This window comes from Acidovorax sp. 210-6, assembly GCF_010020825.1.
Taxonomy (GTDB): Bacteria; Pseudomonadota; Gammaproteobacteria; order Burkholderiales; family Burkholderiaceae_C; genus Simplicispira; species Simplicispira sedimenti.
Window position 1 is genome coordinate 2381996 of sequence record NZ_JAACJE010000001.1, and the last position, 13960, is coordinate 2395955.

Below are 13960 nucleotides of genomic sequence, written 5' to 3' on the forward strand. Positions count from 1 at the left end.
CCGGCGCATCCCCCTGCCGGGGGGCTCCCATGGAAACGGCCCTGTCAGAGCCGTTCTTTGTCTTGACTTCAAGAGACGCCGATGACCGCTGCGCCCCCAACGCAACCCGACAGCCATGGCTCCCCACTGCGCGGTGCGCTGTTCGGGGTGGCCATCCTTTTTTCAAGCTATCAGCTCTGGATGGCAGCCTTCCATCCGCTGTCCAGCCAGGTGATCCGTGCCATCCATGTGGGCTTTGTGCTGCTCATGGTATTTGCGCTGTCGCCCCCCTTCAAAAACGCATCGCCCACCCTGGCACGCTGGGGCCGGATCCTGGGCTGGGTGCTGGGGATCACAGGCTTTGTTTTCAGCCTGTACCACTGGGTGTACGAGGCCAACCTGACGCAGCGCGCAGGTGAGCTCATCCCCATGGACTGGGTCGTTGGCGTAACGCTGGTGCTCCTGGTCTTCGAGGCCGCGCGCCGCGCCATGGGCTGGGGGCTGCCGCTGATCTGCGCGACGTTCCTGCTGTATGCGTTGTTCGGCCAACACCTGCCGGGCATGCTGGCACACAGGGGCTTTGGCATCGACCAGATCGTGAGCACGTTGGCCTTTGGCACCGAAGGCATCTACGGCACGCCCACGTATGTGTCATCCAGCTACATCTTCCTGTTCATCCTGTTCGGTGCCTTTCTGGAACAGGCGGGCATGATCCGCCTGTTCAACGACTTTGCGCTGGGCACCGTGGGCCACACGCGCGGCGGCCCGGCCAAGGTGTCGGTGATTTCATCGGCGCTGATGGGCACCATCAACGGCTCGGGCGTGGCCAACGTGGTCACCACCGGCCAGTTCACCATTCCGCTGATGAAGCGCTTTGGTTACAGCCCCGCGTTTGCGGGCGGCGTGGAAGCCACAGCGAGCATGGGCGGGCAGATCATGCCGCCGGTGATGGGCGCCGTCGCATTCATCATGGCAGAAACGATCAATGTGCCCTATGTGGACATCGTCAAGGCCGCCGTCATCCCAGCCATTCTGTACTTCTTCACCGCCTTCTGGATGGTGCACCTGGAAGCTGGGCGCAAGGGCCTGATGGGCCTGCCCAAGGACGAATGCCCCAACCCCTGGACGGCCGTGCGCGAGCGCTGGTACCTGCTGCTGCCGCTGGCCGGGCTGGTGGCGCTGCTGTTCTCCGGCTACACGCCCATGTTCTCGGGCACGGTGGGGCTGGCGCTCACGGTGGTGTTGATCTTTGGCGCGGCCGTCATCAGCGGGGTCAAGGGTCTCACGCTGCGTGGCTTGTTCTGGGTGCTGCTGGGCCTGGCCTGTGGGGGGTTCTTTCACTTTGGCGTGGGCACCTTCATGGTGGTCGTCGCGTTGCTGGTGGCATTGACCTACATCCGCCGCACCGGGCAGGATGCCCGCCAACTGGCCGTGACCGCCCTGGCCGACGGCGCCCGCCACGCGCTGCCCGTGGCCATTGCCTGCGCGCTGGTGGGGGTGATCATCGGTGTCATCAACCTCACCGGCGTGGCGGCCGAACTGGGCGGGCGCATCATCGCGGTGGGCGAGAAAAGCCTGTTCCTGGCGCTGTTCCTGACCATGGTCACCTGCCTGGTGCTGGGCATGGGCATTCCCACCATTCCCAACTACATCATCACCAGCTCGCTCGCCGCGCCGGTGCTGCTGCAACTGGGCGTGCCGCTGATCGTCTCGCACATGTTTGTCTTCTACTTCGGCATCATGGCCGACCTGACGCCGCCTGTGGCCCTGGCAGCCTTTGCCGCGGCGCCCATCGCACGCGAGTCCGGGCTCAAGATCGGGCTGCAGGCGGTGCGCATCGCCATTGCGGGCTTCATCGTTCCCTACATGGCCGTGTACAGCCCTGCACTCATGCTGCAGGGCGGCGACTGGCTGGCCACCGCCTGGGTGGTGTTCAAGGCGCTGGTGGCCATCGGCATGTGGGGCGCGGGTGCCATCGGCTTCCTGCTGGGGCCGCTGAACTGGCTGGAGCGCTGTGTGGCCATCGGTTCGGCCAGCTTCCTGGTGGTAGCCGTGCCGCTGACGGACGAAATCGGTCTGGCGGCGGTCTCCCTGTTCCTGGTCTGGCATGTCTGGCGCAAGCGCCAGCGGGCCGCGCAGCCGGCCTGACACAGCACATGCCAGCCCTGGGCCTGTGCCTCGCACTTGCGGCATCTGCGGCAGCGCCGGTGTTCGTGCCCGGCACGCAGTTCACCCTGGCCTGGACGCATTCCATCGAAAAAGTGCGCTGGGAGGAGGACTACGCCGTACTACCCGCCCCTGCGCCCGGCGCGGCGCCGGTACTGCAGGCCACGGCGGCGCGTGTGCAAGGCTCGGCCGCAGGCATGGAGCCGCCGCCCGGCGCACGCCTGCGCGGCGGCTGGTACCACTACCACCCTGCGCAGACCACCCACACCGAGCTGACCCTGACGCGCTCGGAGTTCACGGCCGACTACGAACTCTGCCCGCAAGGCGCCTGCCAGCCCCTGGGGTACTGGCTGACATCCGACGGCCACACCACGCGCCTGTGGGCCTGCGCGGCCTCCTGACCACTCTCTGCCCACACCTTGAACTACGCCCAACTGCTGCTGCCGGACTTCAGCATCATCCTTGCCGGTTACCTCATCTGCCGCTACACGGCGCTCAACCGCTCGGTGTGGCAGCCGGTGGAGAGCCTGGTGTACTTCCTGCTGTTCCCGGTGCTGCTGTTCCAGTCCATCGTCAAAAGCCCCATCCACCTGGGTGAGGCCTCGGGCCTGATGGCCGCCGGGCTGTTGTTGAGCCTGGGCGGCATTGCCCTGGCCTACGCCCTTCCCAGGCTGCCTGGCCTGCGCACGCACCTGGGCGCGCGCGAGCACGCAGCGGCTGCGCAGGTGGCCTTTCGCTTCAACTCCTTCATTGGCCTGGCGCTGGCCGAGCGTGTGGCGGGAAGCCAGGGGCTGCAGATGATTGCCGTGCTCATCGGCGTGTGCGTGCCGCTGCTCAACGTGGCCGCCGTGTGGCCCATGGCGCGCCAGGGCGAGCACCATTTTGTGCGCGAACTGCTGCGCAACCCCCTGATCCTGGCCACTGTGGCCGGCCTGGCCTGCAACCTGCTGGGGGTGCGGATTCCCGGCTGGATGGAGCCCACCGTGCAGCGCGTGGGCGCGGCCTCGCTGGTGCTGGGCCTGATGGCCGCCGGGGCAGGCATGCAACTGGGCCAGTTGCAGCAGGCGCGCATGCTGTCGGCTGCGGTGCTGGGCATTCGCCACCTGCTGCTGCCGTTGCTGGCCTGGGCACTGGCGCGCGCGCTGGGGCTGGATACCACGCAGACTGCCGTACTGCTGGCCTTCTCGGCCCTGCCCACCGCGTCGAGCTGCTACGTGCTGGCCGCACGCATGGGCTACAACGGGCCGTATGTGGCGGGCCTGGTCACGCTGTCCACCCTGCTGGGACTGGCGAGCCTGCCGCTGGCGCTGGGGGTGCTGCGGTGAGCCATGCCGCACGGCCAGCAATGGTGTCGCCGGGCCGACGCCGGGTCTGTGGCAGCCTGATGCTCCTTTCATTCCTGCCGCTGGCGGGCTGCGGCCGCAAGGCGCCGCGTGCGCAGGCCGTGCCGCGCGATGCCACGGTGCTGGCGCTGGGCGACTCGCTGACCTCGGGCGTGGGCGCATCTGCCGACACGGCCTACCCGGCCGTGCTGCAGCGCCTGACCGGCTGGAAGGTGGTGAATGCTGGCGTACCGGGCGACACCTCCACACAGGCACTGGCGCGATTGCCCGGTCTGCTGCAGCAGCACCAGCCGGCGCTGGTGGTCGTCAGCATCGGCGGCAACGATTTTTTGCGCCGCCAGGGCGCCAGCACCACCCGCGCACAGGTGCGCCAGATCTGCGAGCTGGTCCGCGCCAGTGGGGCCCAGGTGCTGCTGGTGGCCGTGCCCGAGCTGTCCTTGCTGGCCGCCGCAGGCCGACTGAGCGACCACGCACTGTATGCAGACATCGCCGACGAACTGAAGATTCCGCTGCACCGCAAAGGCTGGTCTGCCGTGCTGGCCGATGCCCGCCTGCGGTCCGACCAGATCCATGCCAATGCGACAGGCTACGCAGAATTTGCGCAGGGTCTGGTGAAAACGCTGCGGGACAGCGGCTTTCTCGTCCACTGATTTGCTATATTTTTGATAGCTTGCATCGCTTATAGATAAAGCGCTTGAAGCCATTTTCATTCAAATTTTCTTTGTTCCAATGCCCAGGCCACATGCTCGCGCACCAGGGCGCTGTCATGCGCTGCGCGTGTCTGCAGGGCTGCACGCAGCAGCGGGGCCTGCGTGGCGTCAGCACCGCGCAGTGCGTTGCCCAGCGCCACCGCAATGTTGCGCAGCCAGCGCTCGTGGCCGATGCGGCGGATGGGCCCGCCTTCGGTCTGGCGCAGAAAGGTGGCCTCGTCCCACGCGAACAGGTGCACCAGTTGCTGGCCCGTGAGCCCCGCGCGCGCGTCGAAGTCGGGCAACTGGCTGGGCCGGGCGTATTTGTTCCACGGACAGACGAGCTGGCAGTCGTCGCAGCCGTAGATGCGGTTGGCCAGCAAGGGCCGCAGCTCCAGCGGGATGGGGCCGGAATGCTCGATGGTGAGGTAGGAGATGCAGCGCCGCGCATCGAGCCGGTAGGGGGCAATGATGGCCTGCGTGGGGCACACGTCGATACAGGCCTGGCATGAGCCGCAGTGCGCCGTCACGGGCTCGCTCGGTTCCAGGGGCATGTCCACGTAGATCTCGCCCAGGAAGAACATCGAGCCCCCCTCGCGGTTGAGCACCAGCGTGTGCTTGCCGCGCCAACCCTGGCCGCTGCGCCGGGCCAGCTCGGCCTCCAGCACCGGGGCCGAGTCGGTGAACACGCGGTGACCCAGCGGCCCCACCGCCTCGGCAATGCGGTCGCACAGCTTTTGCAGCCGCGCGCGCAGCACCTTGTGGTAGTCCCGCCCCCGGGCATAGACCGAGACGATGGCTTCATCCGGGCGCCACAGCCGCTCGAACTCGATGGCCTGCCAGCCCGGCGGCACATCGATGGGCGTGTCGCGCGGCAGGTAGTCCATGCGCGCCGTGATCACGCTCACCGTGCCCGGCACCAGCTCGGCCGGGCGCGCGCGCTTGAGGCCGTGCGCTTCCATGTAATGCATCTCGCCATGGAACCCCTGGGCCAGCCATTGCATCAACCCCTCCTCCGCGGACGAGAGATCCACGCCGGCCACGCCGATTTGGGAGAATCCCAGCTCGCGCGCCCACTGCTGAATTTGAGGAACCCATTGACTGCTGCCGACCACCATCGCCCGATTGTAGAAAGCCCCCCCGCGCTGGCGACGCAACAAGCCACCTGGCACAGTGAGGACGATACGGCTGCGTTCGCGGGCCAGTTGGCCGCGCAGCCGCTGCTGGCCAACGCCTTCCTCACCCTGCACGGCGACCTGGGCGCGGGCAAGACCACGCTGGTACGCCACCTGCTGCGCGCGCTGGGCGTGCAGGGCCGCATCAAGAGCCCGACCTACGCCGTGGTCGAGCCGCACGAAGCGCCGGGCCTGAATATTTGGCACTTCGACTTCTACCGCTTCAACGACCCGCGCGAGTGGGAAGACGCCGGTTTTCGCGACGTGTTTGCCAGCCCCGGCCTCAAGCTGGCAGAATGGCCAGAAAAGGCCGCAGCGCTCATCCCTGCTGCGGATGTTGCTATCTTCATTGAAGCACTGGACGAAGAGGCGCGGCGCGTGACCCTGCACGCGCACACGCCCCTGGGCCAGCAACTGCTGCAAGGATTGCACCCATGACGCCTGCGCTGCACCACCGCCATGCCACGCAAACCGCCGCTGCCCCCACGCGGCGTGCGCTGCTGCGGGCGGGCACCCTGGTGCTGTTGCTGGGCACGCAGCACATTGCACGCGGCGCCACCATCGTGGCCGTGCGTGTGTGGCCTGCGCCAGAGTACTCGCGCGTCACGCTCGAATCGGACCAGCCGCTGCGCGTGCGCAAGCACTTTGTGAGCGACCCGCCGCGCCTGGCGGTGGACATCGAAGGCATTGACCTGAGCCCCGAACTGCGCGAACTGGTGGCCAAGGTGCGGCCCGACGACCCCAACATCGCAGGCATCCGCGTGGGCCAGAACACCCCCAACGTGGTGCGCCTGGTGGTGGATCTGAAGCAGGCCGCGCAGCCCCAGGTCTTTTCGCTCGACCCCGTGGCCGCCTATGGCCACCGGCTGGTGTTCGACCTGTATCCCGAGAAAGCCATCGATCCGCTCGAAGCGCTGATTGCCGAGCGCCTGCGCGACATGGGCGCAGACACCCCACCACCCAAAGCCTCGTCCCCCACCGGGCACGCCCTGGCCCTTCCCTCCACTGCCGAGCTGACCGACCCGCTGGGCGATCTCATCGCCCGCACCGAAACCGAGCGCAAGCCCCCAGCCCCCGCCATCGCCAGCGCACCGGCGGCACCGCCCCCCATCACCCCCCGGCCCACACCCCATACCGATCGCCTCATCATCATTGCCCTGGACCCCGGCCACGGCGGTGAAGACCCCGGCGCCGTGGGCCCCAGCGGCACGCGCGAGAAGGACGTGGTGCTGAAGGTGGCCCACATGCTGCGCGAGCGCATCAACGCCACCACCGTGGGCGGCAACCCCATGCGGGCCTACCTCACACGCGACGGCGACTATTTCGTGCCCCTGGCCACCCGCGTGCAGAAAGCCCGGCGCGTGCAGGCCGACCTGTTCGTGAGCATCCACGCCGATGCCTTCACCAACCCCGATGCACGCGGTGCCAGCGTGTTTGCACTGAGCCAGGGCGCGGCCTCCAGTTCAGCGGCCCGCTGGCTGGCCAACAAGGAAAACCAGGCCGACCTGGTGGGTGGCCTCAACGTGCGCGCCAAGGACCGCGAGGTGCAACGTGCCCTGCTGGATATGAGCACCACGGCACAAATCAAGGACAGCCTGCAACTGGGCGGCGTGCTGCTGGGCGAAATCGGCAACGTGGGCAAGCTGCACAAGCCGCGCGTGGAACAGGCCGGCTTTGCCGTGCTCAAGGCGCCCGACATTCCCAGCGTTCTGGTGGAAACCGCCTTCATCAGCAACCCGCAGGAAGAAGCCAAGCTGCGCACCAGCGCCTACCAGGAGCAACTGGCCGACGCGCTGATGCGCGGCATCGTGCGCTACTTTGCCAAGAACCCACCGCTGGCACGCAGCCGCACGGTGTAAATTCATCCTCCCGCCCCACAGGAAAACCTCCCATGAAAGCCCTGCTGCGCCTGCTGCTGCCCCTGCTGACCCTTGCCCTGCTGTGCACCGCCGCCCGCGCCGAGCCCGACGCCAAGGGCAGCAAGGACCCCTCGGTCTTCACCCGCATGCAGGGGTTTCACATCAACCGCTACGACGAGCTGGCCTTTGGCAAGCACGACTTCCCCATCGCCCAAGGCAAGACCGAAACGGTGGAAGGCCGCTACTTCAAGGTCATCTACTACGCCAACAGCGGCATCACCCAGCCCAGCGGCCTGCAAATTACACGCAACTACGTCAACGCCGCCAAGGCCCTGGGCGGCAAGGCGGTGTACGAGTTCGAAGACGGCGGCACGCAGTACGCCGTGGTGCACATTCCGCACAAGGACGCCGACATTTGGGCCGAAGTGTCCGGCGCCAACAACGGCATGTACCACGTGAACCTGATCGAGAAGCAGCGCATGGCCCAGGAAGTGCGCACCACCGCGCTGGTGCTGGGCAACGACATCAAGACCACCGGCCACGCCACGGTGTACGGCATTTACTTCGACACCGGCAAGGCCATCGTCAAGCCCGAATCCGACGCCGCCCTGGTGGAAATCGCCAAGATGCTCAAGGCAGACCCCACGCTCAAGCTCAACGTGGTGGGCCACACCGACAACGTGGGCGGCATGGACAGCAACATGAAGCTCTCCATGGCGCGCGGCGAAGCCGTGGTGCAGGCCCTGGTGGCACGCTACGGCATTGCGGCCGACCGGCTCAAGGGCTATGGCGTATCGTCGCTGGCCCCCGTGGCCAGCAATGACTCCGACGCAGGCCGCGCCAAGAACCGGCGGGTGGAACTGGTCAAGCAGTAAGCCACGGCGCGGGTGCTGCGCTCTGGCGCCACAGCAGCTTCAACCCGCTGCCACCTTGCCCTGCCGCCCCGCGCGCCAGGCGCCAAAAATGGCGATCAGGCCCGGCACGATGATCAGCGCCCAGATGATCTTGTCCAGGTGTTCGCGCACCCACGGCAGGTTGCCGAAGAAGTAACCTGCCGTGCAGATGCCCAGCACCCACAGCAGCGCGCCCCCCACGTTGTAGGCCGTGAACTTGCTGCGCCCCATGGCGGCCACACCCGCCACAAAGGGCGCAAAGGTGCGGATGAACGGCATGAAACGCGCCAGCACGATGGTGATGCCGCCGTAGCGCTCGTAAAAGTCGTGCGCCTGGTCGAAGGCACGGCGGTTGAACCAGCGCGAGTTCTCCCAGCCAAAAACCTTGGGGCCGAAGTAGCGGCCGATCGAGTAGTTGCACTGGTCCCCCAGAACGGCGGCCACCAACAGCACGGTGACGGCCAGCCCGTAGTCCATAAGCCCCGCGCCGCACAGCGCCCCCACGATGAACAGCAGCGAATCCCCCGGCAGGAAGGGCATGACGACCACGCCCGTTTCCACGAACACGATGATGAACAGCAGCGCATACACCCACACGCCATAGGCGGCCACGAAGGCTTCGAGGTGTTTGTCCACATGCAGGATGAAGTCGATCAGGAAGGCAATGATTTCCATGGGGCTCTCAGAGGATTGGGGCGCATTATCCCCAGCCACGGCCCCTAGAATCCGGCAGGTGACCCAAACCCCTGCAAACCCTCCGGCGCGCCGCCCCATCCGCGACCTGCCCGACGAACTCATCAGCCAGATCGCTGCCGGCGAAGTGGTGGAGCGCCCCGCCTCGGTGGTGCGCGAACTGGTGGACAACGCGCTCGATTCCGGCGCCAGCCAGATCACCGTGCGCCTGCTCGCCGGCGGCGTGCGCCTGATCGCCGTGGAGGACGACGGCTGCGGCATCCCCCAGGCCGAGCTGCCGGTCGCCCTGCGCCGCCACGCCACCAGCAAGATCACCAACCTGCACGACCTGGAAACCGTGGCCACCATGGGCTTTCGGGGCGAGGCGCTGGCAGCCATTGCATCGGTGTCCGAAACCGCCCTGCTCTCGCGCCCTGCCGACCAGCCCCACGCCTATCTGCTGGACGCGCGCAGCGGCGAACTGCGTCCTGTGGCGCGCAGCAGCGGCACCACCGTGGAGGTGAAGGAGCTGTTCTTCAGCACCCCCGCGCGGCGCAAGTTCCTCAAGACCGACGCCACCGAGCTGGCCCACTGCGTGGAGGCCGTGCGCCGCCACGCGCTGGCGCGGCCCGATGTGGGCTTTGCCATCTGGCACGAGGGCAAGCTGGTGGAGCAGTGGCGCGCCACCTTCCTGCCCGGCCAGGGGGATGTGCAGGACGCCCTGGCCCGCCGCCTGGCCGACGTGCTGGGCGAGGACTTTGTGGCCCAGTCACTGCCCGTGCAGCACACCGAAGGCGCCATCACCGTGACCGGCCGCGCGGGCCTGCCCGACGCCGCACGCTCGCGCGCGGACCAGCAGTACTGCTATGTCAACGGCCGCTTCGTGCGCGACAAGGTGGTCACACACGCCGCACGCAGCGCCTACGAGGACGTGCTGCACGGCCAGCGCCAGCCGGTGTATGCGCTCTACATCGAGATCGACCCGGCGCGCGTGGATGTGAACGTGCACCCCACCAAGATCGAGGTGCGCTTTCGCGACAGCCGCGAGGTGCACCAGGCCGTGCGCCACGCTGTGGAAAATGCCCTGGCCGCACCCCGTGCCCAGGCGCTGGCGGCGCCCGCCGAGGCGCCAGCGCAGCCTTCCACGGCCTCATTTTTAGAGCAAAAAGTGCCTGCAACGCCCATGTGGCAAGCGCAGGCAGCTATGAAATTTGATGATCGTCCAGGCCACCGCGTGGCCGACCTCGGGGCGCTGTGGGGCACGCCCAGCCCCGCCAGCGCCAGCCCGGCCCTGGAACCGGCACCCTGGATGCCGGCGGCAGCGGCCCTGGCCACGCCCGAGCCGACCGAAGCGTCGGCCATGGTCTCTGAAACCGCCTTGCCCAGCGCCCCCGCCGCCGAGCAGCCCTGGCCCCTGGGCCGCGCACTGGCGCAATTGCACGGCGTGTACATCCTGGCCGAGAACGCCCACGGCATGGTGCTGGTGGACATGCACGCGGCGCACGAGCGCATCGTCTATGAACGGCTCAAGGCCCAGGCCGACACCGGCCAGCACATCGCCAGCCAGCCGCTGCTGATCCCCGCCACCTTCGCCGCCACGCCCGAAGAGGTGGCCACGGCCGAGGCCCATGTCGACACCCTGCTGCACCTGGGCCTGGAGGTCTCGCCCTTCTCCCCGCGCACCCTGGCCGTGCGTGCCGTGCCTACCCAGCTCGCCCACGGCAACGCCGTGGAGCTGGCGCGCAGCGTGCTGGCCGACCTGGCCGCGCACGACGCCAGCACCGTGGTGCAGCGCGCCAAGAACGAAATCCTGGCCACCATGGCCTGCCACGGCGCCGTGCGCGCCCACCGCAAGCTCACGTTGGACGAAATGAACGCCCTGCTGCGCCAGATGGAGGTGACCGAGCGCAGCGACCAGTGCAACCACGGCCGGCCCACCTGGCGCCAGCTCACGATGAAAGAGCTGGACGGGTTGTTTTTGCGTGGGAGATAGCCAACTAGGATGCACTGGAGTGGCCAAGCAAACCCCACGTGATTGGCTATTCAGGGTCAGACCAAGCAACTCCAGCCGAGGATCGCCAAGGCTATCCCGCTGAAGAAAACTATGGCTCCTTGGCGGCACATCTTTTTACCAGTGTCGTTGTAGCGAGAAGCTTCCAAAAACCACCATAACGTCCAACCATACGTCCTGTCCGATTCGGTGGATTCATGCATGTGCTTCAACGCGGCAATGCCCAACATGCAGCCGTAGAGACCCGCAACCACTGACGCGGCTATCAATAACAAGCAGATCGCACTGTGCATGAAGTGCAGTATGAATCATCCGGTACCTGCATGAATGCAAAGGCCCGCAGTCGCGGGCCTTTGCACATGCACCTCGCCGACGGCCTCTCAGTTATCCCGCGCCGCCTTGGCGTGGTCCGGGAAGTCGCTGAACACGCCGTCCACCCCCAGGTCGTAGAACAGCTTGTATTCGGCCTTAGGGTCGCCCTTGAAATCCGAGGCCAGGCGACGTGCCTCGCTGCGGAAGGTGTAGGCGTGCACGAACAGGCCGGCGGCGTGGGCGTTTTTCACCACGGCGGTGGGGGGCAGCATCACGCGGTCGCGCTCGTCGATCTTGCCGTCGCCGTTCAGGTCGTCGGGCTTGCCGTCGTTGTTGGCGTCCACCTGCTTCGAGGGGATCAGGTAGGGCTTCCAGGGGCCGATGCCGTCGGCGTAGGTCTTCACCTCCTTCAACCCCTCCGGCGTGAGCAGGCTGGCGAAGGTGCGCGGGTCGCCCGCCACGGCGAAGTCGTAGGGCTTGTCGTAGGGCGCCACGAGCGACATGCTGCCGTCGGGCTTCACGTCGTCGGCATCCACCAGTTGCACCAGGCGCACCTGCGTCTTGGTGCGCAGGTACTTGAGGTTGGACACCTCGAACGACTGCACGATCACGGGCGAGGTCTTGCTGGTGTAGCCGTACTTGGCCAGCACGGCCAGCAGGCGGTTTTCGAGCTTGAGCCCCAGGTTCCCGTGGTAGGTGGGGTGCTTGGTTTCGGGGTACACACCCACGGTGCGACCCACGCGCGCGCCCTCGGTCTTGGCCAGGTCCAGCACTTCTTCGAGCGTGGGGATGGGGTACTTGCCGTTGTGGCTCTGGTCACGCTCGGCCAGCGGCTGAACGGCGCGCAGGGTCTTGATCTCTGCCAAGGTGAAGTCAGAAGCAAACCAGCCCTCCTCCTCGACGCCATCAACCACCTTCTTGGTCTTGCGCGCGGCAAATTCGGGGCGCTGGGCCACGTCGGTGGTGCTTGTGATGTTGGGCTCGTGGCGGGCGATCAGCGCGCCGTCCTTGGTGGCGACCAGGTCGGGCTCGATGAAGTCGGCCCCCAGTTCAATCGCCTTTTTGTAGCCTTCCAGCGTGTGGTCTGGCAGGTAGCCGCTGGCACCACGGTGGCCCAGCACCAGGGGCTTGTCGCCGGTGAGGGTGGGATACGCGTCGTCACCATCGCCGCCGCAGGCGGTCAGCAGCGCGATGGAGGCCAGCGCCAGCAGGCCGACCTTGGTATGGAATGGGGACATAGGGGGTTTTCCTCCGATCAAAATCGCCCACTCTGCCGCCGCCCCGTGACAGCGGCGTGACCCCGCGCCACCGCACCAAAACAGATCGCATACCCGTACCAACGCACATTTTTCGTGCATTCTTTGCACCGTATCAGGTATTCGTGCATAGCTTTGGTGCATTTTCCCATGTTCTTTTGGCATAATTTCGTGCTGCGGTGCCGCATTGCCCGCGTTTTTCCACCCACATAGGCCCTGATATGAAGTACGAGTCCGTAGGCAGCTTCCTGGAGCAGGTAGCACAGCGCAACCCCGGCCAGCCTGAATTCCTCCAGGCGGTCACCGAAGTGATGGAGAGCCTGTGGCCCTTCATCGAAAAGCATCCGCGCTATGCCGATCACGGCCTGCTGGAGCGCCTGGTGGAGCCCGAGCGCATCGTCATGTTCCGCGTGTCCTGGGTGGACGACCACGGCACGGTGCAGGTCAACCGTGGCTACCGCATCCAGCACAGCATGGCCATCGGCCCCTACAAGGGCGGCTTGCGCTTCCACCCCTCGGTCAACCTGTCGGTGCTGAAGTTCCTGGCCTTCGAGCAGACCTTCAAGAACGCGCTGACCACGCTGCCCATGGGCGGCGGCAAGGGCGGCTCGGACTTCGACCCCAAGGGCAAGAGCCCTGCTGAAATCATGCGCTTCTGCCAGGCCTTCGCCAGCGAGCTGTTCCGCCACGTGGGCGCCGACACCGACGTGCCCGCGGGCGACATCGGCGTGGGCGGTCGTGAGGTGGGCTTCATCGCCGGCATGGTCAAGAAGCTCAGCAACCGCGCCGATTGCGTGTTCACCGGCAAGGGCCTGTCGTTCGGCGGCTCGCTGATCCGCCCCGAAGCCACTGGCTACGGCACGGTCTATTTCGCTGACGAAATGCTCAAGACCCGCGGCCGCAGCTTTGACGGCCTGCGCGTGTCGGTCTCCGGCTCGGGCAACGTGGCGCAGTACGCCGTGGAAAAGGCCATGCAGCTGGGCGCCAAGGTCATCACCGTGTCGGATTCGAGCGGCACCATCATCGACGAGGACGGTTTCACCCCCGAGAAGCTGGCCGTCCTGATGGACGTGAAGAACCACCACTATGGCCGCGTGAGCGACTATGCCCAGCGCACCGGCGTGAAGTTCGAGGCCGGCGTGCGCCCCTGGCACGTCAAGGTGGACGTGGCCCTGCCCTGCGCCACGCAGAACGAACTGGACGAGAACGACGCCAAGACGCTCATCCAGAACGGCGTGCTGTGCGTGGCCGAAGGCGCCAACATGCCCTCGACCATCGAAGCCGCCAAGGCCTTCGAGGCCGCAGGCGTGCTGTATGCGCCCGGCAAGGCATCCAACGCCGGTGGCGTGGCCACCTCGGGCCTGGAAATGAGCCAGAACGCCATGCGCCTGAGCTGGACGGCTGAAGAAGTGGACAACCGCCTGCTGATGATCATGCAAGGCATCCATGCCGCCTGCCTGAAGTATGGCAAGCGTGCCGATGGCTCGGTCAGCTACATCGACGGTGCCAACGTGGCCGGTTTCGTGAAAGTGGCCGACGCCATGATCGCGCAGGGCGTGATCTGAGCGTCCCGCACGCACCAACGGCAAAGGGGCTTCGGCCCCT

General features: G+C 66.7%; 13 protein-coding genes. 9 read left to right on the top strand and 4 right to left on the bottom strand.

Features of this window, described 5'->3' with window-relative positions:
* Window positions 1-81: 81 nt before the first annotated feature.
* The 4 genes from GWK50_RS10970 to GWK50_RS10985 are packed head-to-tail and all read left to right on the top strand — an operon-like array spanning window position 82 to window position 4138.
* Entirely contained in the window at window positions 82-2127 is a 2046-nt protein-coding gene (locus tag GWK50_RS10970) for a TRAP transporter permease (RefSeq protein ID WP_162016544.1), read from the top strand.
* Window positions 2128-2135: 8 nt separating this feature from the next.
* Window positions 2136-2546 carry a DUF1850 domain-containing protein gene (locus tag GWK50_RS10975; protein WP_162016545.1) on the top strand — a complete coding sequence of 137 codons (411 nt, stop codon included), beginning with the start codon at window positions 2136-2138 and terminating at the stop codon, window positions 2544-2546.
* 18 nt (window positions 2547-2564) lie between these two features.
* Window positions 2565-3470 carry an AEC family transporter gene (locus tag GWK50_RS10980; protein WP_162016546.1) on the top strand — a complete coding sequence of 302 codons (906 nt, stop codon included), beginning with the start codon at window positions 2565-2567 and terminating at the stop codon, window positions 3468-3470.
* A 59-nt stretch (window positions 3471-3529) separates the two neighbouring features.
* Window positions 3530-4138 (top strand): GDSL-type esterase/lipase family protein, encoded by a 609-nt coding sequence (locus GWK50_RS10985; protein WP_207105602.1) that lies wholly within the window; start codon window positions 3530-3532, stop codon window positions 4136-4138.
* Between the two features lie 56 nt (window positions 4139-4194).
* On the opposite strand, the gene queG is transcribed toward GWK50_RS10985, so the two are convergent.
* Window positions 4195-5262, bottom strand: coding sequence for a tRNA epoxyqueuosine(34) reductase QueG (gene queG / locus GWK50_RS10990; protein WP_162018088.1), 1068 nt, complete (start codon window positions 5260-5262; stop codon window positions 4195-4197).
* A 12-nt stretch (window positions 5263-5274) separates the two neighbouring features.
* Here queG and tsaE point away from each other — a divergent pair, with 12 nt between their 5' ends.
* The 3 genes from tsaE to GWK50_RS11005 are packed head-to-tail and all read left to right on the top strand — an operon-like array spanning window position 5275 to window position 8086.
* Window positions 5275-5790, top strand: coding sequence for a tRNA (adenosine(37)-N6)-threonylcarbamoyltransferase complex ATPase subunit type 1 TsaE (tsaE, locus tag GWK50_RS10995; protein WP_162016547.1), 516 nt, complete (start codon window positions 5275-5277; stop codon window positions 5788-5790).
* Window positions 5787-7211: an N-acetylmuramoyl-L-alanine amidase gene (locus GWK50_RS11000; RefSeq protein ID WP_162016548.1), complete on the top strand. Its 1425-nt coding sequence runs from the start codon at window positions 5787-5789 to the stop codon at window positions 7209-7211. The genes tsaE and GWK50_RS11000 overlap by 4 nt, the downstream gene beginning before the upstream one ends.
* 32 nt (window positions 7212-7243) lie before the next feature.
* On the top strand, window positions 7244-8086 hold the full coding sequence (locus tag GWK50_RS11005) for an OmpA family protein (RefSeq protein WP_162016549.1): 843 nt from the start codon (window positions 7244-7246) through the stop codon (window positions 8084-8086).
* A gap of 39 nt (window positions 8087-8125) precedes the next feature.
* On the opposite strand, the gene GWK50_RS11010 is transcribed toward GWK50_RS11005, so the two are convergent.
* Window positions 8126-8779, bottom strand: coding sequence for a DedA family protein (locus GWK50_RS11010; protein ID WP_162016550.1), 654 nt, complete (start codon window positions 8777-8779; stop codon window positions 8126-8128).
* Between the two features lie 58 nt (window positions 8780-8837).
* Between GWK50_RS11010 and mutL the strand changes: the two genes are divergently transcribed.
* On the top strand, window positions 8838-10769 hold the full coding sequence (gene mutL, locus GWK50_RS11015; protein ID WP_242455355.1) for a DNA mismatch repair endonuclease MutL: 1932 nt from the start codon (window positions 8838-8840) through the stop codon (window positions 10767-10769).
* A gap of 56 nt (window positions 10770-10825) precedes the next feature.
* Here the strand turns inward: mutL and GWK50_RS11020 are convergent, their stop codons facing one another.
* Window positions 10826-11080 carry a hypothetical protein gene (locus tag GWK50_RS11020; RefSeq protein WP_162016552.1) on the bottom strand — a complete coding sequence of 85 codons (255 nt, stop codon included), beginning with the start codon at window positions 11078-11080 and terminating at the stop codon, window positions 10826-10828.
* An 87-nt stretch (window positions 11081-11167) separates the two neighbouring features.
* Complete coding sequence (locus GWK50_RS11025) at window positions 11168-12337, bottom strand: glycerophosphodiester phosphodiesterase (RefSeq protein WP_162016553.1); 1170 nt, start codon at window positions 12335-12337, stop codon at window positions 11168-11170.
* A 239-nt stretch (window positions 12338-12576) separates the two neighbouring features.
* Here GWK50_RS11025 and gdhA point away from each other — a divergent pair, with 239 nt between their 5' ends.
* Window positions 12577-13920: an NADP-specific glutamate dehydrogenase gene (gene gdhA, locus GWK50_RS11030; protein WP_162016554.1), complete on the top strand. Its 1344-nt coding sequence runs from the start codon at window positions 12577-12579 to the stop codon at window positions 13918-13920.
* Window positions 13921-13960: the final 40 nt, after the last annotated feature.

Coding starts and splice junctions, on each gene's coding strand:
- GWK50_RS11005 (WP_162016549.1), top strand. CDS start 7,244: ATGAAAGCCCTGCTGCGCCTGCTGCTGCCCCTGCTGACCCTTGCCCTG.
- gdhA (WP_162016554.1), top strand. CDS start 12,577: ATGAAGTACGAGTCCGTAGGCAGCTTCCTGGAGCAGGTAGCACAGCGC.
- GWK50_RS11025 (WP_162016553.1), bottom strand. CDS start 12,337: ATGTCCCCATTCCATACCAAGGTCGGCCTGCTGGCGCTGGCCTCCATC.
- GWK50_RS11020 (WP_162016552.1), bottom strand. CDS start 11,080: ATGCACAGTGCGATCTGCTTGTTATTGATAGCCGCGTCAGTGGTTGCG.
- GWK50_RS11010 (WP_162016550.1), bottom strand. CDS start 8,779: ATGGAAATCATTGCCTTCCTGATCGACTTCATCCTGCATGTGGACAAA.
- GWK50_RS10970 (WP_162016544.1), top strand. CDS start 82: ATGACCGCTGCGCCCCCAACGCAACCCGACAGCCATGGCTCCCCACTG.
- GWK50_RS10975 (WP_162016545.1), top strand. CDS start 2,136: ATGCCAGCCCTGGGCCTGTGCCTCGCACTTGCGGCATCTGCGGCAGCG.
- GWK50_RS11000 (WP_162016548.1), top strand. CDS start 5,787: ATGACGCCTGCGCTGCACCACCGCCATGCCACGCAAACCGCCGCTGCC.
- GWK50_RS10985 (WP_207105602.1), top strand. CDS start 3,530: ATGCTCCTTTCATTCCTGCCGCTGGCGGGCTGCGGCCGCAAGGCGCCG.